Origin of the sequence: Cellulomonas jepli, assembly GCF_047229345.1 — a bacterium.
Classification (GTDB): Bacteria; Actinomycetota; Actinomycetes; order Actinomycetales; family Cellulomonadaceae; genus Cellulomonas_A.
Genome location: NZ_JBFTER010000007.1, coordinates 56,953 through 81,446, shown reverse-complemented (window position 1 = coordinate 81,446; position 24,494 = coordinate 56,953). Strand labels below are relative to the sequence as shown.

18 protein-coding genes and 1 pseudogene are annotated in these 24,494 nt (G+C 74.6%); 4 read left to right on the top strand and 15 right to left on the bottom strand.

The features are described 5' to 3' along the window. Positions 1 to 1,234, bottom strand: a pseudogene (locus tag AB6N24_RS03095) (hypothetical protein); the annotation flags it as partial. Between the two features lie 202 nt (positions 1,235 to 1,436). Between AB6N24_RS03095 and AB6N24_RS03090 the strand changes: the two are divergent. Further along, positions 1,437 to 4,142 (top strand): coiled-coil domain-containing protein, encoded by a 2,706-nt coding sequence (locus AB6N24_RS03090; protein WP_412867964.1) that lies wholly within the window; start codon positions 1,437 to 1,439, stop codon positions 4,140 to 4,142. 19 nt (positions 4,143 to 4,161) lie between these two features. Then, positions 4,162 to 4,581 (top strand): hypothetical protein, encoded by a 420-nt coding sequence (locus AB6N24_RS03085; protein WP_412867963.1) that lies wholly within the window; start codon positions 4,162 to 4,164, stop codon positions 4,579 to 4,581. A 326-nt stretch (positions 4,582 to 4,907) separates the two neighbouring features. Here AB6N24_RS03085 and AB6N24_RS03080 read toward each other — a convergent pair whose 3' ends face one another. The 7 genes from AB6N24_RS03080 to AB6N24_RS03050 form a co-directional block, all read right to left on the bottom strand. Beyond that, the gene (locus tag AB6N24_RS03080) at positions 4,908 to 5,762 is read right to left on the bottom strand and encodes an alpha/beta fold hydrolase (protein ID WP_412867962.1); all 855 of its coding nucleotides are present in this window, start codon (positions 5,760 to 5,762) and stop codon (positions 4,908 to 4,910) included. Next, complete coding sequence (locus AB6N24_RS03075; RefSeq protein WP_412867961.1) at positions 5,759 to 6,553, bottom strand: alpha/beta hydrolase; 795 nt, start codon at positions 6,551 to 6,553, stop codon at positions 5,759 to 5,761. Before AB6N24_RS03075 ends, AB6N24_RS03080 begins: the two co-directional genes overlap by 4 nt. Before the next feature lie 31 nt (positions 6,554 to 6,584). Next, positions 6,585 to 7,430 (bottom strand): HAD family hydrolase, encoded by an 846-nt coding sequence (locus tag AB6N24_RS03070; RefSeq protein WP_412867960.1) that lies wholly within the window; start codon positions 7,428 to 7,430, stop codon positions 6,585 to 6,587. Between the two features lie 9 nt (positions 7,431 to 7,439). Then, positions 7,440 to 7,748, bottom strand: coding sequence for a hypothetical protein (locus AB6N24_RS03065; protein WP_412867959.1), 309 nt, complete (start codon positions 7,746 to 7,748; stop codon positions 7,440 to 7,442). A gap of 215 nt (positions 7,749 to 7,963) precedes the next feature. Next, positions 7,964 to 9,415 carry a GH1 family beta-glucosidase gene (locus tag AB6N24_RS03060; RefSeq protein ID WP_412867958.1) on the bottom strand — a complete coding sequence of 484 codons (1,452 nt, stop codon included), beginning with the start codon at positions 9,413 to 9,415 and terminating at the stop codon, positions 7,964 to 7,966. A 186-nt stretch (positions 9,416 to 9,601) separates the two neighbouring features. Further along, positions 9,602 to 11,881, bottom strand: coding sequence for an alpha-xylosidase (yicI, locus tag AB6N24_RS03055; RefSeq protein ID WP_412867957.1), 2,280 nt, complete (start codon positions 11,879 to 11,881; stop codon positions 9,602 to 9,604). Then, positions 11,878 to 13,917, bottom strand: a complete 2,040-nt coding sequence (locus AB6N24_RS03050; RefSeq protein WP_412867956.1) for a beta-galactosidase — start codon at positions 13,915 to 13,917, stop codon at positions 11,878 to 11,880. The genes yicI and AB6N24_RS03050 overlap by 4 nt, the downstream gene beginning before the upstream one ends. Positions 13,918 to 14,216: 299 nt before the next feature. On the opposite strand from AB6N24_RS03050, the gene AB6N24_RS03045 reads away from it, so the two are divergent. Continuing rightward, positions 14,217 to 15,218 carry a LacI family DNA-binding transcriptional regulator gene (locus AB6N24_RS03045; RefSeq protein WP_412867955.1) on the top strand — a complete coding sequence of 334 codons (1,002 nt, stop codon included), beginning with the start codon at positions 14,217 to 14,219 and terminating at the stop codon, positions 15,216 to 15,218. Positions 15,219 to 15,303: 85 nt separating this feature from the next. Here the strand turns inward: AB6N24_RS03045 and AB6N24_RS03040 are convergent, their stop codons facing one another. From AB6N24_RS03040 to AB6N24_RS03030, 3 genes are read right to left on the bottom strand one after another with little or no spacing between them, the layout of a single operon-like run. Next, positions 15,304 to 16,284, bottom strand: a complete 981-nt coding sequence (locus tag AB6N24_RS03040) for a carbohydrate ABC transporter permease (RefSeq protein ID WP_034627958.1) — start codon at positions 16,282 to 16,284, stop codon at positions 15,304 to 15,306. After that, positions 16,281 to 17,285, bottom strand: coding sequence for an ABC transporter permease (locus tag AB6N24_RS03035; RefSeq protein ID WP_412867954.1), 1,005 nt, complete (start codon positions 17,283 to 17,285; stop codon positions 16,281 to 16,283). Before AB6N24_RS03035 ends, AB6N24_RS03040 begins: the two co-directional genes overlap by 4 nt. A gap of 2 nt (positions 17,286 to 17,287) precedes the next feature. Then, the gene (locus AB6N24_RS03030; protein WP_412867953.1) at positions 17,288 to 18,940 is read right to left on the bottom strand and encodes a type 2 periplasmic-binding domain-containing protein; all 1,653 of its coding nucleotides are present in this window, start codon (positions 18,938 to 18,940) and stop codon (positions 17,288 to 17,290) included. A 382-nt stretch (positions 18,941 to 19,322) separates the two neighbouring features. Here AB6N24_RS03030 and AB6N24_RS03025 point away from each other — a divergent pair, with 382 nt between their 5' ends. Beyond that, positions 19,323 to 22,256 carry a glycoside hydrolase family 3 C-terminal domain-containing protein gene (locus AB6N24_RS03025; RefSeq protein ID WP_412867952.1) on the top strand — a complete coding sequence of 978 codons (2,934 nt, stop codon included), beginning with the start codon at positions 19,323 to 19,325 and terminating at the stop codon, positions 22,254 to 22,256. Between the two features lie 214 nt (positions 22,257 to 22,470). Here the strand turns inward: AB6N24_RS03025 and AB6N24_RS03020 are convergent, their stop codons facing one another. From AB6N24_RS03020 to AB6N24_RS03005, 4 genes are read right to left on the bottom strand one after another with little or no spacing between them, the layout of a single operon-like run. Next, a complete protein-coding gene (locus AB6N24_RS03020) occupies positions 22,471 to 23,010 on the bottom strand; it encodes a DUF1990 domain-containing protein (RefSeq protein WP_412867951.1) in 540 nt (179 codons plus the stop codon). Next, positions 23,010 to 23,705, bottom strand: coding sequence for an endonuclease NucS (gene nucS, locus AB6N24_RS03015; RefSeq protein ID WP_412867950.1), 696 nt, complete (start codon positions 23,703 to 23,705; stop codon positions 23,010 to 23,012). Before nucS ends, AB6N24_RS03020 begins: the two co-directional genes overlap by 1 nt. A 36-nt stretch (positions 23,706 to 23,741) precedes the next feature. Next, entirely contained in the window at positions 23,742 to 24,167 is a 426-nt protein-coding gene (locus AB6N24_RS03010; protein ID WP_412867949.1) for a DUF2550 domain-containing protein, read from the bottom strand. Between the two features lie 10 nt (positions 24,168 to 24,177). Next, positions 24,178 to 24,459, bottom strand: a complete 282-nt coding sequence (locus AB6N24_RS03005; RefSeq protein ID WP_183296639.1) for a F0F1 ATP synthase subunit epsilon — start codon at positions 24,457 to 24,459, stop codon at positions 24,178 to 24,180. Positions 24,460 to 24,494 lie beyond the last annotated feature (35 nt).

Genomic DNA, 24,494 nt, shown 5'->3' with positions numbered 1-24,494 from the left:
GCGCGGGAGCGGGCGCGCCCGACGGCCGGTCGGACGGACCCGTCGAGGCGGGTGCGGCTGCGGCAGGGCGAGAGGCACCGGGAGCCGGGTCGTCCGCCGACGGGCGCGGCGCCGCACCGGGCACGGCGCGTCCCCACGGCGGACGGGCGTCCTCCGTGGGCGGGGCCGTCCGGGTCGTGGTGGGGACGGCGGCAGCGGCAGCCGCCCAGCGCGGCACCGGCGCGTCGGTCGGCGGTGCGGTCTCGGTGGGCGACGTGCCCCGGGCGACCCGGGCCGGTGCGTCGGCGGGCAGCGCCTGCTGCTCGCCGGTCGCTGCTCGGCCCGCACGCTCGCGGCGGCGGGACCGGGTCTCCCCCGTCAGCCCGGCGTCGCGCATCTGCCGGCGCGTGAGCACGACCGTCTCGCCCGTGTCGGTGCCGACTGCGGCGGTGCCGACGCCTGCACCAGCGCCTGCGACTGCGCCCGCACCTGCGACCACGGGGACCGGGCCGGTGCCGACGGGGTGCCACGCGGACGTGTCCTCGCCGCGGCGCGCGCGCAGCCACAGCCGCACCGCGAGCGCGAGGGCCGTGAGCAGCAGCAGGGCGCCCACGGCGACGCACGGCCAGAGCCACGGCGTCGTGACGGTCCGGGGCCAGCTCAGCTCGACGACGGGTGCCGCCTCGCCCAGGCTCACGGCGACCAGGCTCCAGCGGCCCGGCTGAGCGGGCCACGTGAGCGTGGCGCTGCCGACGCCGCTCTCCTCGAGGACCCAGAGGTCGGAACCCGCGGGGTTCGGGATCGCGGGCGGCGCGTCGGCAGCCTCCGCGGCGGCGGGGTCGGCGGCCGGGTCGGCGGCAGGGTCCGCGGGAGCAGCGGCCTCGTCGGCCGGGGCGGTGCCCTCGGCCGACGGTGCGGGCTCGGGCTCGACCGCGGTCGTGCGCAGCTCGTGCCAGCCGGACAGGCCCGTGACGCGCACGTGCGCGTCCTCGCCGACCCAGGCGGCGACGTCCGTGTCGCGACCGACGGCGAGGACGACCGGGGAGTCGTCGGCGGCGGTGACGCGGACGGTGACCGGGTCACCGGCGAGCTCGAGCACCCCGGCGTCGGTCGTGACGATCCGGGTGTCGCCCGAGGTACGGGCGTCGGCGACGAGCACGTCGTCGGCGCGCCAGGCGGTCGCCGAGGCGACGCCGAGCCCGCCGACCACGAGGCCGAGCACGCCGAGAACGGCGGCGATGAGTCTCTGGAGCACGCGGGGTCCTCTCGAACGTGACGACCCAGGATAGGCGGAACCCTCGGCCGGGGCAGAACGGGCGGGTGTGCGACATGCTGGTCGGGGCACGGTTCGGCCCTCTCACGAGGACCGATATCCTGCCCGAGGACTACCGGCCGACTTGCCCCGCGCCTCGATCGAGGCGCCCGCGGACCGGCGCCGACGCGCCCAGGAGGATCCCGTGCCCGAGGACCGTTCGCCCTTCCCCGTCGTCAACTTCCGCGGGTACGACCGAGGACCCGTCGACGCGAGGATCAAGGCGCTCGAGCAGGCGCTCAGCGAGGCCCGCGACCAGGTCGAGCAGCTCGACGGCAGGGCGATGCAGATGGCCGGCGAGCTCTCCGAGGCGCAGCGGCACCTGCGCGAGGCCGAGCGTCCGACGTACTCCGGTCTGGGCTCGCGCATCGAGCAGCTCCTGCGCTCCGCCGAGGAGCAGTCGTCCGACGTCGTGCAGCAGGCGAACGCGCAGGCGTCCGACGCCCTCGCGCGCGCCAAGCTCGCGGCCGGCCAGCTCCGCTCGCGCGCCGAGAACGAGGTCGGCGAGATGCTCGCGACGGCGCGGCGCGAGGCCGAGGAGCTGCGGACGACCGCGGGCACCGAGGCCGAGAGCACCGTGGTGGCCGCGCAGCGCCGGGCCGAGGAGCTCCTCGGGTCCGCGGAGCGCGAGGCCGCCCGCATCCACTCCGCGCTCAACACCGAGGAGAGCGAGCGCCGCACGTCCCTCGAGCGGGAGCTCGGGACGCTCCGGGCGACGGTCGAGCGCGAGGCGACCGAGCTGCGCATCTCGACCGAGCGGGCGGCGAGCGAGCTGCGGTCGACGACCGAGGCGGAGACCACCGCGCAGCGCGAGGAGGCCGAGCGCTACGCGCAGGACCTCCGCCAGAGCGCGGACGCCGAGACCACCGCGCTGCGCCAGCGGGTCGAGGGCGAGCTCGCGGGGCTGCGCGCCGAGGCCGAGCGCTACGCCGCGATGCAGCGGTCCGTCGTCGCGACCGAGGTCGCCGAGGCCCGGCAGCAGATCGCGGCGGAGTCGACGTCGCTCCGCGCCGAGGCGCAGGAGTACGCCGACGGCGTGCGCGCCCGTGCCGAGCGGGAGGCCGCGGCGCTCGAGCACCAGGTCGCCGCCGAGGTCGCGGGGCTGCGCGGCGAGGCCGAGCAGTACGCGGGGTCGGTGCGGGCGAGCGCGGAGCGCGAGACGGGCGAGCTGCGGGCGGCCGTGGGCGACGAGATCGCCGCCCTGCGGGCCGAGGCCGAGCAGTCGATCTCGGCGCTGCGGCTCGAGGCCGAGCACTACGCCGCCGAGATCCGCGCGCAGGCGGAGCGCGAGACGACCGAGCTGCGTGAGCGGACGGTGCACGAGACCGTGCACCTGCGGTCCTCCGTCGAGCGTGAGACGGACGAGCTCCGGGACGCCACGGACCGCGAGACGACCGAGCTGCGTGACCGCACCGAGCGTGAGCTCGCGGAGCAGCGCGAGGCCGCCCGGGTCGAGGTCGAGCGTGCGCTCACGGACGCGCGCCGGACCGGAGCCGAGATCGTCGCGGCTGCGCGGGCGCAGGCCGAGGAGATGCTCCAGCGTGCCGAGCAGGCGCTCGCCGACGCCGAGCTGTCGATCGCCGCGCGGCACGAGGAGGCCGAGCACGCGGACGCCGCGCGGCACGAGACGGCGCGCGCGGAGACCGAGCGGCTCGTCCGGGACGCCGAGGCGCACGCCGCCGACGCCGAGGTGCGGGTCGCGCAGGCGCTCGAGCAGGCGGAGCGGGTCCGGGTCGACTCCGAGGCCCACGCCAAGGAGCTGCTGTCCGACGCCCGCCGCACGGCCGACCGGGTCGTCGCCGAGGCGCGCGAGTACGCCGAGAAGTCCCTGTCGGACGCGCTCACCGAGTCCGAGCGCGAGCGGACGACCGCGCAGCGGCAGGTCGAGGAGCTCAACCGCCAGCGCGAGTCGATCACGTCCTACCTCGACGAGCTGCGCAACCTGCTCGGCAACGACCCCGTCCCGAGCCGGACGACGCTCGAGCGCGCGGAGCAGGCCGAGGCCAAGCTCGCCGCAGCGGCGCCGGAGCCGGTCGCGAGCAGCGAGCCGGAGCCCGCTCCGCGCACCCCCGCGCGCCCCGCGAACCGCCCCCAGGGCCGCCCCGCCGGCAAGCGCCCCTCCCCCGTCTCGGCGGCCGGACGGGCGCGCGCGGCGGCGATCTCCTCGGTGCCCTCCGCCGGTGACGACGAAGCTGAGCCCTCGTCGGCGCGCCAGGCGGAGCTCCCCGGCCGCTCGAGCACGCCCGCCGCCGCGTCGGGCGAGGCCGACCGGCCCACGCGACCGGACAGCGCCGCCCCGCAGGTCGGCTCGGCGGGCTCCGCGGACGACGTCGCCGACCCGGCCGCGCCCGACGGTGCGCGCGACGACGCGGCTCCCGACGGTGCGCGCGACGACGCGGCTCCCGAGGGTGCGCGCGACGACGCGACGGCGGAGGTCGACGCGCGCGAGGCGGGGACGACGGCGTCGGACGGCGCGCCCGGTGGCGAGCAGGTCGAGACGCGGGACGACGAGGCCCAGGACGGGGACGCACGCGACGACGCCGCCGCGACCGAGGTGCAGGCCGACGCGGACGAGGACGCGCGCGACGTGGACGACGCGCGCGACGGGACGTCGGACGCCGAGACCGGCGCGGCCCCGGCGGTGCAGGAGCTGGCGGCCGAGCAGGAGCCCGCGGCAGAGCAGGAGCCGGCCGCCGGGCAGGAGCCCGCGGCAGAGCAGGAGCCCGCCGGGCAGGACGCGCGGACCGAGGGCGCGACCCAGGACGACGACGCGGAGCCCGCGGCGGACCGGACCGCGACCGGCGGCGACGCCCGGTCGTCGACCCCGCGCCCGTCGAAGGCCCGCCGGTGAGTCGCGCGCGGACCCGCGAGTGAGCGCATCCACGGGCGACGACTGGCGCACGCAGCGCCGGGAGGCCGCCGCCGTGCACGCCGAGGCCCTCGAACGGCGGCGGCTCGCGGAGTCGACGCGGGCCCGCGCGCTCCTCGCTGAGTTCGTCGAGACCGCACGGGCGCGCGGCGTCGCCCCCGTGCCGCTGCGGGCGCACAGCTACGACGGTCGGCACCGGTACCGGACCCCGCACACGGGTTGGTACCTGCGCCGCGACGAGAAGGTCGCCGTCGGCACCGACGGTGAGTACTACGTCCTGGGCGTCCCGACGAGCCTGCGGGCCCAGCTGCGCGGCACGACGCTGACACCGCAGGACCCGCCGCTCGTCATCGGCGCGGGCGGCAAGGACGGGGAGTCCCTCGACCTGCCCGACGCGCTAGCCCGCGCGCTGGGGCGCTGACGCCGCCTGAGGGTGGGCGTGGCCTGACCCCGACCGCGCTCGACGCCGGCCGGGCCGTCGCCCCGGCCGGGTCGCTGCACGACCGGTGCACGCGGCCCGAGGCCGTGAGGTCGGCGCGGTCCGCGAAGTTCGCGAGGTCCGAGGTCCGCGAGGTCCGGGAGGTCCGGGAGGTCCGGGAGGTCCGGGAGGTCCGGGAGGTCCGGGAGGTCCGGGAGGTCCGGGAGGTCAGGATTTTGAGAGGTCAGGATCCCGAACGGTCGGGATCCTGCGAGGTCAAGATCCCGCGAGGCTGGGACCCCGACCCGTGCGGCTCACCGACCGGGCGATCACCGCTCGCGGTCGCCCTCCCCCGCGGCGTCGGCCCGGCCGGCGAGGCGCTCGAGCGCGATCGCGACCGGCCCGGGCTGCTCGACCGCGCTCAGGTGGCCCGCGCCGGGCACCACGACGAGCTCCGCGTGCGGCGCGGCGGTCCGCATCCGCTCGGCGTCCGCGAGGGGAGTGATCGTGTCCTCCTCGCCGACGAGCAGCAGCACCGGGCCGGCGTACGCGGCCAGCGCCGCGGTGCGCTCGGGCCGGGCGGCCATCGCGCGCTGCGACCACGCGACCCCGGCGGGCGGCTGCTCGCCGACCCACACCGCGACCTGGTCGACGACCTCGGGGCGGCCGGCGAGCGTCGTGGCGCCGAGCACCGCGCGCGCCATCGGGCGCACCTCGTCGACGGCCGCGGACTCCTCGACGGCGGCCGCGACCCGCAGCCGGTTCGCGCGCGCCTCGTCGGCGTCCGCGGTCGCGCGCGTGTCGAGCAGCCCGAGTCCTGCGACGAGCCCGGGGTGCCGCTCCAGGAGGGCCAGCGCGACGTACCCGCCCATCGAGAGCCCCGCGACGACCGCGCGCTCGACACCGACCTCGGACAGCGACGCCGCGACGGCGTCCGCCACGGCCTCGAGCGAGGGCTCCGCGGGCGTCAGCCCGGCCGCGGCGCCGTGACCCGGCAGGTCGAGCGCGAGCACCGGGCGGTCGGCCGGGAGCGCCGCGGCGACGGCGTCCCACATCCGGGCGTCGAACGGGAAGGCGTGCAGGAGGACGACGGGCAGCGCGGCGTGGTGGTGCGCGCGTCCGGTGCCGTCGGCGTAGGTACGGACCGGCAGTACCAGGTCGGCGGGGTCGGGTGCGGTGCTCATGCGGGCTCCTGGACGTCGGCGGTGGTGCTCTCCCCGGCCCAGGTGGTCGGCAGCGGGACGGGGGCGCCCGGCAGCACGTGGCCGACGATCTCGTCGAGCACGCGCCGCACGGCCGGCTCGCCGACCCACAGGTGCTTCGCGCCGTCCACCCCGATGACCTCGGCGTGCCGGACGCGCGCGAACCGCTCGCGGGCCTCGGGCGGGCGGAGGTAGTCGTCGAGCTCGGGGACGAGCACGACGAGCGGCTTGCCGAACGCGTCCCACGCGTCGAGGTCGGCGTCCGTCGCTCGGTGCAGGGGCGGCGAGAGCAGGATCGCGCCCTCGATCGACGGGTCCCTGCCGTGCATGAGCGCGAGCTCGGTGCCGAAGGACCAGCCGACGAGCCAGCGGTTCGGCAGGTCGTGGAACTCGGCGTACTCGATCGCGGCGTGCACGTCGAGCCGCTCGCCGACGCCGCCGTCGAACGCCCCCTGGCTCGTCCCGCGCGGGCTGCTCGTGCCGCGCGTGTTGAACCGGAGCACCGCGACGCCGGCCATCGCGGGCAGCCGCCACGACGCCTTGCGCAGCACGTGGGAGTCCATGTACCCGCCGTGCGTCGGCAGCGGGTGCAGCGTCACGAGGGTCGCGGCCGGGGCCGGCAGGCTGCCGTCCTCGGCGACCGGGCGTGCGAGCTCGCCGACGAGCGTGAGGCCGTCGGCGGTGTGCAGCTCGATGTCCTCGCGGTGCGCAGGTAGGACGGTCAGCGCGCGGACGGGGGTCGGTTCGCCGGTCGGGGCGTCGTCGGTGCTCATCGCCCCCGAGACTAGCCGCGCGTGCCGGGCCTCAGCGCGCCGGGCGGACGTGCTCCGGGACGTCCTCGAGCAGCCCGAGCGCGCCCTCGAGCTGCTCCGCGACGCCGTCGTCGTCGTTCGTCCCGCACCGGCGGCTCGCGGCGCCCGCGACGTCCGGGTGGGCGTTGCCGACGGCGAACGACACGCCCGCCCACGCGAGCATCGGCAGGTCGTTCGGGGCGTCGCCGAACGCCCACACGTCGTCGGGCCCGAGCCCGCGCTGGGCAGCCCACGTCGCGAGCGTCGAGGCCTTCGTGACGCCCGGCCCGGTGACCTCGGCGAGTCCGACCGCCCCGGAGTCGGCGAGCACGGCGTCGGGCCCGAGCACGGCGGCCACGTCGCGCAGGAAGGCCGCGGGGTCCTCGCCGGGGCGGCGCGCGAGGAGCTTGTAGGTCGCGTCGTCGAGCGCGGTCTCCAGGGCGTCGACCACCGGGGCGCCGACCGGGAGGGGGTGCGGGCCGACGAAGCCCTGCTCCGCGAGGATCCCGGCCCGGCGCTCGACCGCGAACCGGGTGCCGGGGAGCCGGTCCCGCACGCGGGCCACGAGCGCGGACACCACGCCGCTGTCCATCGCCCGCTCGGCGAGCACGACGTCGGCGCGCACGTCGAGGACCGCGGCCCCGTTCGCGCAGATCGCGACCCCGTGCCGCCCGACGACGTCGCGCACGTCGTGCAGCCAGCGCGGCGGCCGTGCCGTGACGAAGACGACCTCGATCCCCGCGCGCTCGGCGGCGACGAGCGCGGCGCGGGTGCGCGGCGAGACCGTCCCGTCGCTGCGCAGGAGCGTGCCGTCGAGGTCGGTCGCGACGAGGCGCGGGGCCCGCAGGAGGGACGGCATGCGCCGAGGCTAACGACCGGGACGGCGGCGCGTGCGCGCCGACCAGCACGACGCGTGCCAGTGCCGGCGGTCCGCGAGCGCCGCGTCCGCACCGAACAGGTGGTCGGTCGGCCACGCGACGACGTGCGCGACCCCCGGGCCCACGAGCTGGTCGCAGCCCGGGCAGCGGTAGCTGCGCTCGGAGGCCCCGACGCGCTGCACGGTCCACTCGCCGTCCGGCCCGGACTCGGTCGAGCGCCCGCCCCGGACGCGGTCGAGGTCGAGCGGCTCGACGGGCGCGCCGTACGGGCGCTTCGTCGAACGTCGTCCCTTCGGCACGTGCCCATCCTCTCGCGCGCCACGGGGCGGCGCGTGCGCGGCGGTCGCGTCCCACCAGGCGCTCGCGGGTCGAGGGCCGCCGTCGTGTCGCCCCGCGCCGAGCGCACCGCCGGGTGCAGCGCGGGGTCGTGGACGACGAACGCGCACCGGGCCGTGAGGTCCGGTGCGCGTTCGTCGGTGCCGGGGAGCGGCCGTCAGCCGGCCGCCCGCGGCGGTCAGGTCAGGTCGGCCGCCGACTCGATCGTCGGGATCGTGTTCGTGCGGACGAGCTCGGCGTACCAGTACGACGAGTCCTTGCGGGTGCGCACGAGCGTGTCGTAGTCGACGTGCACGATGCCGAAGCGGCGGTCGTAGCCGTACGCCCACTCGAAGTTGTCCATGAGCGACCACACGAAGTAGCCGCGGACGTCCACGCCCTTGTCGATCGCGTCGCCGACGGCGTCGATGTGGTCGTGCAGGTAGGTGACGCGGTCGACGTCGTGGACGCGACCGTCCTCGGCGACCGTGTCGTAGAACGCGGCGCCGTTCTCGGTGACTGCGAGCGGCACGTCGGGGTAGCGCGTGTGCACGTCGACGAGGAGCTCGGTGAGGCCCTCGGGCTCGATGTTCCAGCCCATCGCCGTGTACGGGCCGGGCTGCGGGAGCCACTCGACGTCGTCGGCGGCGGGCCATGCGCTCACGGGCGAGGACTTGTGGCCGTCGGGGCCGGGCGTGCCGTCGCCGGGGACGTACTCGCCCTCGCGCTTCTTCACGAGGCCCGTCGAGTAGTAGTTGATGCCGAGGACGCTGAGCGGGACCTGGCAGAGCTCCGCGTCGCCGTCGTGCACGAACGACCAGTCCGTCACCGACGCGGTGTCGGCGATGAGCTCCTCGGGGTACCGGCCCTCGAGCACCGGCTGCAGGAAGATCTCGTTCGCGAGGTTGTCGATGCGGCGCTTGGCGTCGACGTCCTCGGGTGCGGTGCTCGCGGCCCGCGTCACGTGCAGGTTGAGCGTGATCGAGAGCTTCGCGTCGGGGAGGACCTCGCGGATCGCGCGACCGCCGAGGCCGTGCGCGAGGTTGAGGTGGTGCGCCGCGGCGAGCGAGTCGGCGTGGCTGTTGCGGCCCGGGGCGTGCACGCCGGACGCGTAGCCGAGGTAGGCCGAGCACCACGGCTCGTTGAACGTGGTCCAGATCTCGACGCGGTCACCGAGCACCTCGGCGACCTTGCCCGCGTACTCCGCGAACCGGTACGCCGTGTCGCGGTTCGGCCAGCCGCCCGCGTCCTCGAGCGGCTGCGGGAGGTCCCAGTGGTAGAGCGTGACCACGGGGGCGATCTCGGCACCGCGCAGCTGGTCGACGAGCCGGGAGTAGAAGTCGAGGCCCTTCGGGTTGAAGGCGCCCGAGCCGGTCGGCTGCACGCGCGGCCACGCGATCGAGAACCGGTAGGCGTGCAGGCCGAGGTCCTTCATGAGGGCGACGTCCTCGTCGACCCGGTGGTAGTGGTCGGCGGCGACCGCCCCGGTGTCCCCGTTGAGGGTCTTGCCGGGCGTGGCGGAGAACGTGTCCCAGATCGACGGCCCGCGGCCGTCCTCGGTCACGGCGCCCTCGATCTGGTAGGACGCCGTGGCGCTCCCCCAGAGGAAGTCGGCGGGGAACGTGCGACCGGAGGCGCGCGAGCTCGTCATCGGGAGTCCTTCGGGGTGAGAGGTACCTGCGAGGCAGGTCGTGCGGTGGTGGTGCGGAGGGGGCGGCGGCGGCGCTGGTGAGGCGCGCGCGCGACCCGGACACGTATCGAATCGATACGATACACGGACCGCACCCCGCCGAGAACGTCTCGACGGGGTGAGTCTGCGGACGGCCGCACAGGCGGCTCAGACGTCCAGGTCGACGCGCGTCGCGCCCGGGGCCGCAGCGACCGGCTCGCCCGTGCCCACCTGGACGGACCACGGCGCGCTCGTGCCGGCGGCCTCGACCTGCACCCGCGACCCGTCCCGCGTCACCGTGAACGTCGCGCCCGGCGCACCGTCGGGGCCGGGGACGTGCGTCACCGAGCGGTGGCCGTCCGCGAGCTCGAACAGCCGCAGCGTGACGCGGTCGGCGTAGTCGTAGTCGGGCCGGTCCGTGCGCGCGCCGACCGGCAGCACGGTCCCGGGACGCACGAGCAGCGGCAGCGAGTCGTAGCCGTGACGCTCGCGCACCCAGCGCGGACCGGTGACGGTCTCGCCGGTGAGCAGGTGCGTCCACGTGCCCTCGGGCACGTACACCTCGACGTCGCCCTCCGCGTTGAACACCGGCGCGACGAGCAGGCTGTCACCGAGCATGTACTGCGTGTCGACGGTCGCCGCGCCCCGGTCGTCCGGGAACTCGAGCACCATCGGCCGCATCACCGGCACCCCCTCCTCGTGCGCCTGGGCGCCGATGCGGGCGAGGTACGGCATGAGCGAGAGCTTGAGCCGCGTGAAGTGGCGCGTCACGTCGACGGCCTCGTCGTCGAACGCCCACGGGACGCGGTAGGAGTCGGACCCGTGCAGGCGGCTGTGCGAGGACAGCAGGCCGAACGCGAGCCAGCGCTTGAAGACCGCCGCGTCCGGGGTGCCCTCGAAGCCGCCGATGTCGTGGCTCCAGAACCCGAAGCCCGAGAGCGCGAGCGAGAGCCCGCCGCGCAGCGACTCGGCCATCGAGACGAACGTCGACTCGCAGTCCCCGCCCCAGTGCACCGGGAACTGCTGCCCGCCGACCGTCGCCGACCGCGCGAACAGCACGGCCTCGCCCTCGCCCTTCTCCTCCTCGAGGAGCTCGAAGACGGCCTTGTTGTACAGGTGCGTGTAGTAGTTGTGCATGCCCTCCGGGTCGGAGCCGTCGTGCCAGACCACGTCCGTGGGGATGCGCTCGCCGAAGTCCGTCTTGAACGCGTCGACACCCTGGTCGAGCAGCACGCGCAGCTTGCTCTGGTACCAGGCGGTCGCCTCGGGGTTCGTGAAGTCGACGAGCGCCATGCCCGCCTGCCACAGGTTCCACTGCCACACGGACCCGTCCGGGTTCTTCACGAGGTAGCCGCGCTCACGACCCTCCGCGAACAGCTCCGAGCGCTGCGCGATGTACGGGTTGATCCAGACGCAGATCTTGAGGCCCTTGGCCTTGAGGCGCGCGAGCATCGCCTCCGGGTCCGGGAACGTCGCCGGGTCCCACACGAAGTCGCACCAGTGGAACTGGCGCATCCAGAAGCAGTCGAAGTGGAACACCGACAGCGGCAGGTCGCGCTCGGCCATCCCGTCGATGAAGCTCGTGACCGTCTTCTCGTCGTAGTCGGTCGTGAACGACGTCGACAGCCACAGCCCGTACGACCACTCGGGGACGCGCGCGGGGCGCCCGGTGAGCGCCGTGAGCTTGCGCAGCACGTCCTTGGGCGTCGGACCGTAGATCACGTAGTAGCGCAGCGACTGGCCCTCGACGCTGAACTGCGCGCGCGAGACGACCTCGGTGCCGACCTCGAACGACACGCGCTCGGGCTGGTCGACGAGCACGCCGTAGCCCTGGTCCGTCAGGTAGAACGGCACGTTCTTGTACGCCTGGTCGCTCGCGGTGCCGCCGTCGGCGTTCCAGATGTCGACCGTCTGGCCGTTCTTCACGAGGGCGCCGAAGCGCTCGCCGAGGCCGTACACGTGCTCGCCGACGCCGAGCGTCAGCTGCTCGCGCACGAAGTGCCGGCCCTCGGCGTCGGTGATGACGCCGATGCTCCGCGGGGTGGACGTGGTCAGCGTGCGGCCGCCCGCGAGGAAGTCGACGCCCCACTCCCCCTCGGTCTGCACGCGTGCGGTCAGCGCGCCCGAGCGGAACGTCGCGACGGGCTCGCCCGCGAGGTCCGGGCCCGCGACCTTGACGTCGGCGACCGAGCGGGCGATCTCGAACTCGGGGCCCCGGTTGAGCCCGCCCTGGAAGTGCTCGATCGTCACGCCCACCACGTCGTCCATCGGCGAGTCGAACGAGACCGTGATGAGCGGGCGGTTGAGCGTGTCGCCGCGCTTCTCGAGCGGGCCCGTCGCGGCGTAGACGGTGAGGTTCTCGTCGCCGGCGACGACGTCGTCGACCGCCTGCGGGCGCAGGATCGTGACCCCGGGCAGGACCTGCCAGTAGCCGTCGGTGAACTTCATGAGGTCCTCTCGATCAGGGCGACGGCGTCCTCGGCTTCGAGGCGGACCGTGCCCGTGGTGTCGGTTCCGGAGAGCAGGTCGTGGTGGGTCCCGTCGAGCGCGAGCTCGTGCGCGACGGGCGAGGTGTTGAGCAGGAACAGGACGTCGCCGCGGCGGACCGCCTCGACACCGTCGGGCAGGGGCGACGCACCGGGGACGGCGCCCGTGACGCCGGCGGCGCGCGCCGCGCGGGTCAGCACGTCGTCGAGCACCGCGCGCGGCGGGACGGTCGCGACGTACCAGGTCTCCCCGGCGCGCACGGTGCCGGCGGTCCGGTGGCGGACGACCGCGGGGCACCCGTCCAGGTCGGCGCCCGCGAACGTCGCGACGGCCTCGCCGCCGTCGAGGCGCAGGCGCTCGCCCCACACGGTCCCGGTGAAGTCCCCGAGCCCGGGGGACGTCACCGGCACGCCGTCGTCGGGCAGTGGGCAGAACTCCTCGCCCGAGGCGCCGACGACGTCGGCGAAGGGCACGGGGAAGCGCCCGGTCCGCACGTGCCCGTCCCGGTCGGCGACACCCGAGAACGGTCCGAGCACGAGCACCCCGCCCCGCTCGACGACGCCGCGCAGGTGGCGGGCGTCGTCGTCGTCCACGAGGTAGAGCTGGGGGACGACGACGAGGTCGTACCCGGTCAGGTCGCCGCCGGGGTGCACGACGTCGACCGCGACGCCCGCGCGCCACAGGGCCCGGTAGTACGCGAGCACCTGGGGCAGCACCCGGAGCCGGTCGCTGGGCTGAGCGCGCTCCTCGGCCGCCCACCAGCTCGACCAGTCGAAGACGAGCGCGGTGCGCGCCTCGACGCGGGTGCCGGCGACCTGTGCGAGCGACCGGAGCTCGGCGCCGTGCGCGCGGACCGCGCGGTGCAGGCGCGTGTCGGGGCCGGCGTGCGGCACGAGCGCCGAGTGGAACCGCTCCGCGCCGAACGTCGACGCCCGCCACTGGAAGTAGCAGGACCCGTCGGCACCACGGGCGACCGCACGCAGCGAGTCGAGCCGCGCCTGCGCCGGGGACTTCGGCAGGTTGTGCGGGCGCCAGTTGACCGCGCTCACGGCCTGCTCCATGAGCAGCCACGGCTCCCCGCCGCGCAGCGAGCGCATGAGGTCGTGGCTGAGCGACTGCAGCACGCGCGACTCGGGGTCCGCGGGGTCGCCGTAGGTGTCGTCGGCCACCACGTCGACCTCGGGCGCCCACCGCCAGTAGTCGGTCGCGTGGTGGAAGCCCATGAAGTTCGTCGTGACCGGGGTCCGCGGCGCGTGGGCCCGGACGAGGTCGCGCTGCTCGGTGTAGAGCGCGAGGAGCTGGTCGGACGCGAAGCGCCGGTGGTCGAGCACCTGCGTCGGGTTGATCAGGTACGGCGCGGCCCGCGGCGGGACGACCTCGCTCCAGTCGTCGTAGCGCTGGCTCCAGAACGTGGTGCCCCACGCGCGGTTGAGCTCCGCGACGGTGCCGTACCGCCGCTCGAGCCACGTGCGGAAGCCCGCGGCGCACAGGTCGCACGAGCAGACCTGCCCGTACTCGTTGCCGATGTGCCACATCCGCACGGCGGGGTGCGCGGCGTACCGCTCGACGAGCACCCGGGCGATCCCGAGCGCGCGCTCGCGGTACACGGGCGAGGACGGGCAGAAGTGGTTGCGCGAGCCGTGGCTGAGCCGCACGCCGTCGGGCGTGACCGCGAGGGTCTCCGGCCAGCGCAGCCCGAGCCACGGGGGCGGCGACGCGGTGGGGGTCGCGAGGTCGACCGCGACGCCACCGGCGTGCAGCAGGTCGAGGACCTCGTCGAGCCAGCCGAGCTCGTGCTCGCCGGGCCGGGGCTCGAGGGTCGCCCAGCTGAACACCCCGACCGTCACGAGGTTGACCCCGGCCGCCTGCATGAGCGCGACGTCCTCGTCCCAGACGTGGCGCGGCCACTGCTCCGGGTTGTAGTCGCCGCCGTACAGCAGCCCCAGCTCACCCGTGAGGGCGGCGAGGCCGGGCCGGGTCGGCGTCGGGCTGCTCACGCGGGGAACCTCCGGTCGTGGTCGGGAGAAAGGGGCGACGACGTGCGTGCAAGTACGCGCGAATAGCAATCGTCGAAGCGGTTCAACACCGTAGCCGCGCGCTCGCCCGCATGTCCAGGGACATATGCGCCGCGCGCAGCGATCTTTGCAGGCGCATCAAATCGAAGCGCTTCCGCAATGTTTCGATAACGCGTCGGAGCGCCGCTCGCACGCCTCCCGGCGCTAGGGTGAGCGACGACCGACCAGCCCCGTGCGGCGCGCGAGAAGCGACGTGCGCACGGACACGACAGGGGCACACCGTGGCAACCATCGACGACGTGGCACGCGCCGCAGGCGTCTCGACCTCGACCGTCTCCTACGTCCTGTCCGGCAAGCGGCCGATCTCCGGCCCCACGCGCCAGCGCGTCGAGCGCAGCATCCGCGAGCTCGGCTACCGCCCGCACGCCGGCGCGCGCGCCCTCGCGTCGAGCCGGACCAACGTGCTCGCGCTCATGGCGCCCCTGCGCGTCGACGTGAACGTCAGCGTGATCATGCAGTTCGTCACCGGCGTCGTCACGAGCGCGCGCACGTTCGACCACGACGTCCTGCTGCTCACGCAGGACGACTCCGCGGGCCTCGAGCGCGTCGCCGACGGCTCGATGGTGGACGCGCTGATCATGATGGACATCGAGGCCGACGACCCGCGCGTCCCCGTGCTCGCCGGCCTGCGCCAGCCCGCGGTGCTCATCGGCCTGCCGACCAGAACCGAGGGCCTCTCGTGCGTGGACCTCGACTTCGAGGCCGCCGGGCGCACCGCCGTGCGCCACCTCGCGCAGCTCGGTCACCGCCAGGTCGCGCTCATCGGCTCCCCCACCGCGGTGCTCGAGCGGCACACCTCCTACGCCGACCGGATGCACCGGGGCTTCACGCAGCAGTCCGCCGAGCTCGGGCTCGACCACGCGTACGAGCCGTGCGAGTCGTCGCACTCCGGCGCCGTCGACGCCGTCGACCGCGTGCTCGCCCGGATGCCGCACGTGACCGGGCTCGTCGTGCACAACGAGGTCGCGCTGCCGGCCGTGATCGCGACGCTGCGCGAGCGCGGCCGCACGATCCCCGACGACCTGTCGCTCGTCGCGGTGTGCCCCCAGGACATCGCCGTCGGCCAACCCGTCCCCCTGACGTCCGTGGACATCCCCGCACACGCGATCGGCCGCGTCGCGGTCGAGATGGCGATGTCCCGCGTGGCCGGCGACCAGCCCGCCGAGACCCGCCTGCTGGCCCCCGTCCTGACGGAGCGGGCCACGACGGCACCCGCCCGCTGACCGACCACGGCCCGCCGGCACCGCGGTCCCCCGGCGGCGCGGACCCCCTGTCCGCCCCGCCGGGAGCCGCGTCCCCAGCACCACGTCAGCCCTTGATCGCGCCGAAGATGACGCCCTTCGTGAAGTGCCGCTGGACGAACGGGTAGACGATGAGGATCGGCACGAGCGCGAGCACCATCACCGCCATCTTCGCGGCCAGCGACGGCACCGCACCACCCGCACCGAGCTCGATGACCGTGCCGGTCGTGCCCTGCGGCGGCTGACCGCGCAGCACGTACGCGCGCAGCACCATCTGCAGCGGCCACTTGGCGCTGTCGCGCAGGTAGAGCATCGCGTTGAAGAACGCGTTCCAGTACCCGACGCCGTAGAACAGCGCGACGACCGCGACCACGGCGCGCGACATCGGCAGCACGATCGAGCCCAGCACGCGCCAGTCCCCCGCGCCGTCGATCCGCGCGGCGTCCGTGATCGACGCGTCGATGCCCATGAAGAAGTTCCGCAGGATCAGGACGTTGAACGCCGAGATCGCGCCGGGGAGGATCAGCGCCCAGTACGAGTCGATCAGACCGAGCTGGCTGACCCACAGGTAGGTCGGGATGAGCCCGGCCCCGAAGAACATCGTGATCAGGAAGACGAACAGGATCGGCCGGTGCAGGAACGAGTCGGTGCGCGAGAGCCCGAACGCGGCGAGCACCGAGACCACCGTCGAGATCAGCGTCCCGACGGCCGTCACACCGATGCTCACGACGACCGAGCGGAACACGACGCCGCCGTCCAGCAGCTGCTGGTAGGCCGCGAACGTGATCTCGCCGGGGACGAGGACCATGCCGCCGGCCTCGCTGATCACCGACTGCGGCGACAGGCTGGTCAGCACGATCGTGTAGAGCGGCCCGAGCACCGCGAGCACCACGAGGGCGAGCGCCGCGAACTTCGCGATCGCGCCGCCGACGGTGGGCGGCTCCTCCCACGCGGGGCGGTGCTTGGACTTCCGGGGTCGTCGCCGGCTGCCCGCGGGCGGCTCGAGGACGATCGCCGGGTTCGTCAGGGAGTTCTCCGTCGCTGTCATGACCGCTTGTACACTCCTGCCTCGCCGAACACGTGCGCGAGCTTGTTGGCGCCGAGCACGAGGATCAGGCTGACGACCCCCTTCATGAGGCCCGCTGCGGCCGCGAAGCCCCAGTCGCCGAACTGCACACCCTGGAAGTACACATAGGTGTCGATCACCTCGGAGACCTGCGCGCCGACCATGTCGCGCTGCAGGAGGAGCTGCTCGAACCCGACGGTCAGCGCGTCGCCGAGCCGCAGGATGAGCAGCAGGATGATGACGGGCCGCAGCGCGGGCAGCGTGATGTGCCACATGCGCCGCCACCGGTTCGCCCCGTCCATGACCGCCGCCTCGTACTGCGCGGGGTCCACGGTGCTGAGCGCCGCGAGGAAGATGATGACGCCCCAGCCGGCGTCCTTCCAGATCGACTGCGACGTGATGAGCAGCAGGAACGTGTCGGGGTTCGTCATGATGTCGACGGGCTGCTGCCCGAGGCCGCGCAGCGTCTGGCTGAGCAGGCCCGCTCCCCCGAACAGCTGCTGGAACACCGCCACCACGAGCACCCACGAGAAGAAGTGGGGCAGGTAGACGATCGACTGGATCGTCGTCCGGATGCGCGGGCTCACGACGCTGTTGAGCAGCAGCGCGAGGAAGATCGGCACCGGGAAGTACAGGACGAGCTGGAACACCGTGATCGCGAGCGTGTTCTGCACCGCGTTGAGGAACAGCGGGTTGTCGAACACGCGCAGGAAGTTGTCCCAGCCGACCCACGGCCCGCCGAGGAACCCGCGGTAGGGCGAGAACTTCGCCCACGCCATGACGTTGCCGAGCATGGGGATGTACGCGAAGAGCACGAGCAGCACGACGCCCGGGAGCGTCATGAGCAGCAGCGAGCGGTCCCGGCGGAGCTTGGCCTGCCAGGTGATCTTGCGAACCGGGGGCCGGGCGGGCGAGGTGCCCGCCCGGCGCTTCGGCTCGTCGCCGGACGTCCGCGGGGACGTCGGTGCGTCGAGGGCTGCCACGATCAGGCCTCGAGGATGCCCTGGTAGAACTCGCGCAGCTGGTCGCCGCCCGACTGGCGCCACGTCTCGACCGCGGCGTCGAGGTCGTCGATGGACTTGCGGCCCCGCGAGATGTCCTTCTCGAGGTCCACGAACGGCTGGCCGATCGACGCGTACTCGTCGGGCTCGCTGATCTGGATGCCGTAGAAGAGCGGCTCCTCGGTGTACTGCGCGGCGTCCGCCGTGAACTCGCTCGACGCCTTCACGAAGCCCGGGTACTGGACCTTCGCGTTCACGACCGGCGGCGCGGTGAGGAACATGTACGTCGGCTGGAGCTCGGTCGGGGCCAGCTCGGTCGGGACGGGCAGCCCGTTCGCGTCGCGCGTGAAGTGCACGCCCTCGACGCCGTTGTTGATGAGGTCGAACTCCGTGGTGCCGAACGGCGCCGCGAGCAGGTTCGCGATCCGCAGGAGCTCCTCGATGCGCTCGGGGTCGTCCGACTTCTTGAGGAAGCTGAAGATGTTCGCCGGCTGACCCTTGTAGTAGACCGGGTCGCCGCCGTCGGCGCCGAAGGGCGGCAGCGGCTGCTGGTTGTAGGTCGGGTTGGTGCCGAGCTGGCGCCCGAGGGCCTCGTGCCACCCGCCGATGCCGTCGTTCATCACGAGCAGCTTCCCGGACTCGAAGAGCTCCTTGTTCCAGGCGGTGTCGATGTCGGGGTGCACCAGCCCGGCGGCCCAGACCTCGGCGTTCCACTCGAGGGCCTTGCGGTACTCCTCGGTCTCGACGCGGTGCTGGAGCTTGCCGTCGACGAGCTTCCACTTGGGCACGACGCCGTGGATGATCGTCGACGTGTTCCACAGGTCCGCCGCGGCGTAGACGCCGGCCGACGGGTTGTTGATCTGCTTGAGGAGCGCCAGGAGGTCGTCGGCGCTCGTGACGTCCGGCGTGATGCCCAGCCCGTCGAGGATGTCCTTGCGGTAGAACACCACGTCGTTGATGACCTCGCCGGGGAACGGCAGACCGTAGAGGCGGCCGTTGAACGAGGACCACTGCCAGGCCGCGGTCGGGATGTTCGCCAGGTTCGGGTAGTCGAGCGCCTTGTCGCCGGCGAGGAAGTCGGTCAGGTCCTGGAAGACGTTCGGCACGACCTCGGACGCGAAGCGCGGCGGGACGTTCCACGTCGGGACGCAGACCCAGTCCGGCAGTTCGTCGGGGGCCGAGAGCGCGGTCGCGAGCACCGTGCCGTAGTCGTTGCCGTCGGCGATGTTGAACGTCAGGCTCGCGCCGAGCGCGGCGTTGACCGCTTCGTAGTACTGGTTGCCCTTGACCGGCGGCGGCGTGCCCCACAGGGGCGTCATCGCCGTGAAGTCCGAGCCGTTGCCGGGGGGCTCCTCGACCGACTGCACCAGGTCCGTCGGGATCGTCTCGTAGCCCGCGGTCGACCCGTTGACGCTCGGGTAGTCGGGCTCCGCGAAGACGATCTCCTTGTACGTGGGCAGCACGTCCGCGCCGGCCGTCGCGCCCGGCTCCGCCGTCGCGCCGGCCTCGCCGCTGGAGCACGCGGTCAGCAGCGACGGGACGCCGACGACGGCCGCGCCCGCGGCGACCATCCCGAGGAAGGACCGCCGCTTGACGGCGATCTCCCCGACCTGGCCGAGCTGTGTGGTGGTGTTCATGAGCGCCCTTCACTCCCTTGTGGAAACGCGGTGTCCTCGTGGTCCCCCGTGCCGACGGCCCGCGATCGTCCGTGATCGGTGCGGGTGCCGGTCGATCCGCGAACATCGAAGCGGTTCGACGCCCGCACTCTACGGCCTCCCCACGCGGACGGGCAACCACTGCCCAGATCGAGTCGGAGACGCCGCCACGGACGCCGCGGGCCCGGTCGTAGGCCGCTCGACCGGCCACGGCGCGTCCGCTAGCGTGTGGCCCGCGTCACGCCGAGCGTGTGGCTGCTATCGTCGAAACGGTTCGACGATCCGATCGAACCGGTCCGCCCCGCAGCGTGTCCCACCGCCGCGCAGGACCGGCTCGCCCACCGCACCAGAACGAGGGACCCCCGTGGCCGACGACGACCTCCAGGCAGCCCCCACCCACCGCGACCCCGCGCAGCCGCTCGCCGTCCGCGCCCGCGACCTGCTCACCCGGCTCACCCTCGACGAGAAGGTCGCGCTGCTGCACCAGCACGCGCCGGCGGTCGACCGCCTCGGTCTGCGGGCGTTCCACACCGGCGCCGAGGTGCTGCACGGCGTCGCCTGGCTCGGCGTCGCGACGTCGTTCCCCCAGCCCGTCGGTCTCGCGGCGACCTGGGACGCCGAGCTGCTGACCCGCGTCGGCGAGGTCGTCGGCACCGAGCTGCGCGCCAAGCACGCCGCCGACCCCGCGGTGAGCCTCAACGTCTGGGCGCCGGTCGTGAACCCGCTGCGCCACCCGCTCTGGGGCCGCAACGAGGAGGGCTTCTCCGAGGACCCGCACCTCACCGCGCACCTCGCGACCGCCTACGCCCGCGGCCTGCGCGGCGACCACCCCGTCTACTGGCGCACGGTGCCGACGCTCAAGCACTTCCTCGCGTACAACAACGAGACCGACCGTGCGCTCACGAGCTCGCAGCTGCGTCCGCGCGTGCTGCACGAGTACGAGCTGCCCGCGTACCGCGGGCCCGTCGAGGCCGGCGTGGTCGGCGCCGTCATGCCGTCGTACAACCTCGTTAACGGGCGGCCCAACCACGTCGCGCGCGAGCTGCTCGACGAGCTGCGCAGCTGGACCGACGCCTCGCTCATGGTCGTCTCGGACGCCGCCGCCCCCGGCAACCTCGTGACGTTCGAGCGGTACTACGACGACCACGTCGAGAGCCACGCCGCGATGGTGCGCGCGGGTGTCGACTCGTTCACCGACAACGACGCCGACGCCCGCCCGACCGTCGAGCGTCTGCACGCCGCGCTCGAGCGCGGGCTGCTCACCGAGGCCGAGGTCGACCGGGCCGTGCTGCGCCAGCTCGAGCTGCGCCTCGCGACCGGCGAGCTCGACCCCGACCTCGACCCGTACGCCGGTGTCGGCGCCGACGCCCTCGACCTGCCCGAGCACCGCGCGCTCGCGCGCGAGACCACCGCGCGCGCCGTCGTCGTGCTGCAGAACGACGGCGTGCTGCCGCTGCGGCCCGGCGCGAGAGTCGCCGTCGTCGGCCCGCTCGCGGACCGCGTGCTGCACGACTGGTACTCGGGCACCCCGCCCTACCTCGTGGGGCTCGGCAGCGCGCTCGCCGAGCGGCTCGGGTCGTCCGCGGTCCGGGTCGCCGACGGAGCCGACCGCGTCGCGCTCCGCTCCGCGACGACGGGCGCGTACGTCCGCCAGCTCGACGCCGCGACCCCGCTCACCGCCGACGCCCCGGCGGCCACCCATGCCGGCGCCGCGTTCGACGTGACGTCCTGGGGCGAGGGCCTCGTGACGCTGCGTGGCGTGCGCTCGGGGCTGCTGTGGTCCGGTGCCGGCTGGGTCGTGCGGGCCGACGCGGAGCGCGTCGGCGGCTGGGTCGCCCAGGAGAGCTTCCGGCTGCACCGGCACACCGACGGCACGTGGTCGGTCCAGCACGTCGGCTCCGGGCGGTGGGTCCGGGTCCAGAACGACGCGACCGGCACGCTCGTGGCCGAGGACCACGACGCCGCCGACGCCGAGCGGTTCACGGTCCGCACCCTGCGGTCCGGGCACGCCGACGTCGCCGAGGCCGCCGCAGCCGCCGACGTCGTGGTCGTGGCCGTCGGCAACGACCCCCACCTGCTCGGGCGCGAGACCGAGGACCGCCCGCACCTGCGCCTGCCGGACGCGTCCGCGGAGCTCTGGCGCACCGCGCACGACGCCAACCCGCGCGCGGTGCTCGCGGTTGTGTCGTCCTACCCGTACGTCCTCGGGTCCGTGGCCGACGAGGCCGCCGCGGTCGTGTGGTCCTCGCACGCCGGCCAGGAGCTCGGGCACGGGCTCACCGACGTGCTCGTGGGCGACGTCGAGCCGTCCGGCCACCTCGCGCAGACGTGGGTCGCGGACGAGTCCCACGTCGGCGACCTGCTCGACTACGACGTGATCACCGCCGGCTCCACGTACTGGTACGCGCGGCACGAGCCGCTCTACCCGTTCGGCCACGGGCTGTCGTACACGACCGTCGAGCACCGCGGCCTGCGCGTCGTCGCGGCGTCCGATGCGGCGGACGGCACCCGCCCGGCCGTCACCGGGCAGCCCGGCGCCGCCGGCCCGGTGCGGGTCGATGCCGACGCGCACCTCGACGTCGAGGTCGACGTCGCGAACACCGGGGACCGCCCGGTCGACGAGCTCGTGCAGGTCTACGCGAGCGCCGTCGACCACCGGCTCCCCGTCCCCCGACGTCGCCTGCTCGGCCACGTGCGCGTTCCCCTCGAACCCGGAGCCGCCGCCGTCGCGACCGTCCGCGTGCGGGTCGCCGACCTCGCCGTCTGGGACGTCACGCGCGGCACGCTCGTCGTCGAGCCCGGCACGTACGTGCTCCACGCGGGCGCGTCCTCGGCGGACCTGCCCGTCAGCAGCGAGGTCGTCGTCACCGGGGACCCCGTCGCGCCGCGCGCCGCCCTCACCGGCCCGCTGCGCGCCACCGACTTCGACGACCACGACGGCATCGAGCTCGCCGAGCGCACGCGCGACGCGGGCGACGCCGTCCAGGTCCCCCGGGGCCGTGGTTCCGGCGCCGTGACGCTGCGCGGCGTCGACGCCCGCGGAGCCGCCCGGCTCGGGCTCACCGTCGCCCGGACCTGCGCCGGCGCCGCGTCGGTGCGTGTCGAGGTGAACGACGGCTCGGGGACGTGGCTGACCGCGGCGTCCGCCGACGTCCCGGCGGAGGGCGGACGTCACGACTGGAGCACCGTCGAGGCGCTGCGCGGGCCCGGGTGGGACCGGCTCACGGCGGCCGTGACCGACGTGCGGGTCGTGCTCACCGGTGCCGCGCGCCTCGCCGAGCTGACGTTCGGCGGCTGAGCCCGCGCCCGAGCCGGCGCGGGTCGCCGCACCGGCCCGGGCTCGAGGCCCGTGAGGCCCCCCGCGGGAGCAGCGGGGAGGTCGCGCCCGCGGCATTCGGCGCGATGCTGTGCGGACGACGCCCGCTGCGGGAGCAGCGGGGACGTCGCGCCCGCGGCGGACGGCGCGATGCGGTGCGGACGACGCCCACCGCGGTGCCGGGGACGGCGGGGCGTCAGCCGGCGCGGGCGAGCCGCCGGGCGCCGTGCGCGAGCAGGCGCAGGTACGCGCGCTGGACGAGCGGCACCGCCCAGGCGAGCGGCACGAGCCAGCGCCACGCGGGGCGGCTGAAGGCGTCGACGACGAACCACAGCACGCCCGCCTCGTCGCGCTCGACCCGGAACGACTCCTCGCCGGTGAACGGGTGCCCGGGCAGGCTCCCGTAGCCGAACCCGATCGCGCGCTCCCCCGCCTCGGCCCACACGACCCGGCACGGCACCACGAGGTGCAGCGGGCCGGCACCCAGATGCGTCCGCACGTCGACCCCCACGTCGGCGACCGGGGCGTCGGCGTGCACCGTCACGTGCGCCGCGGCGTGCACGCGCCACGCGAGGAGCCCGTGCCCGACGACGTCGAGGTCGCCGGCGCCGAGCCGGTGCCGCACGTGCAGGTGCCGGTAGCCCGCCGGCAGCGGACCCCCGCGCGTCGCCGCGACCTCGGGGTAGGTCAGGTCCGGACGCCCGGCGGACCCCTGGCCGCGCGTGGGCGCCGGCATCAGAACAGGCGGGAGTCGACGTCGTCCACGCCACGCATCGCGTCGTAGTCGAGCACCACGCACGCGATGCCGCGGTCCGTCGCGAGGACCCGGGCCTGCGGCTTGATCTCCTGCGCGGCGAACACGCCGCGCACCGGCGCGAGGTGCGGGTCCCGGTTCAGCAGCTCGAGGTACCGCGTGAGCTGCTCGACGCCGTCGATGTCGCCGCGGCGCTTGATCTCGATCGCGACCGCCACGCCCGCCGCGTCACGCGCGAGGATGTCGACCGGCCCGATCGCCGTCGGGAACTCCCGCCGGACGAGCGTGTGCCCGCCGCCGAGCAGGTCGATCTGCGCCGCGAGGAGCTCCTGGAGGTGCGCCTCGACGCCGTCCTTGACCAGCCCCGGGTCGACACCCAGCTCGTGCGCCGAGTCGTGCAGGACCTCGTGCACCTCGACGACGAGCCGGTCGTCGCTCTTCTGGTGCTGCACGGTCCAGACCTGCGTCACGCCCCGCCCGGTCGCCTCCGCGTCGGGCTCCCCGATCGCGAGCGAGCACGGCGGGCTCATCCAGTTCAGGGGCTTGTACGAGCCGCCGTCGGAGTGCAGCAGCACGCTGCCGTCCGCCTTGACCAGGACCAGCCGGGTCGCGAGCGGGAGGTGGGCGTTGAGCCGGCCGCTGTAGCGCGCCGAGCAGCGCGCGACGACGAGGCGCATGCGGGGGTTCCTCTCGTGGACGGCGACGTCGCGCCGTCAGATCACGCGGCTGATCGTCGGTGGGGTGGCCTCGAGCCACGACGTGAGGCCCGCGGAGGCCTCCGGGCTCATGAGGAGGTCGAACGACTCGCCCTGCACCGTGCAGCGCACCGCGACCTGACGGCCGAACCTCGGCGACTCCTCGATCACGGCGCGCTCGCTCACCACGATCGCCGACCGGCGCCAGCACCGCGACGGCCGCACCGACAGCGACCGCGCACGCCACCAGTACAGGCTCTCGGCGCCGTACTGGCCGACCCCCGTGACCCACGACGCGGACGGGCCCTCCGAGCGGCGGAACGCACACTCGAAGGACCCGACGCGACGCGTGAGCCGGCCCAGCCTCGACACGCTGAGACCGAGCACGATCAGGGCGACGACCACCGCTCCGAGGAGCACGAGAGCGATCTGCTGCCCTGACATGACGGCTCCGTCAGTGCGCGACCTGGGTGCCGGTCGTGTCCTCGACCGAGTCCACCACGACCGTCACCAGGTCCGAGTCGACGGACAGGAACCCGCCTCCGACCGTCCAGCGCAGGACCTCGCCGCCGGCCCGGGCGACCCGGACCTCGCCGCGGCGCAGCACCGAGAGCACCGGGGTGTGCCCGGCGAGGATGCCGATCTCCCCGTCCGCGGCCGGCGCGCTCACCTGCCGCGCGTGGCCCGACCAGATCTTGCCGTCGGCGGCGACGACGTCGACCTCCAGCTCAGCCATGCTGACTCCCTCTGCTCAGTTCGAACCCGGTCGTG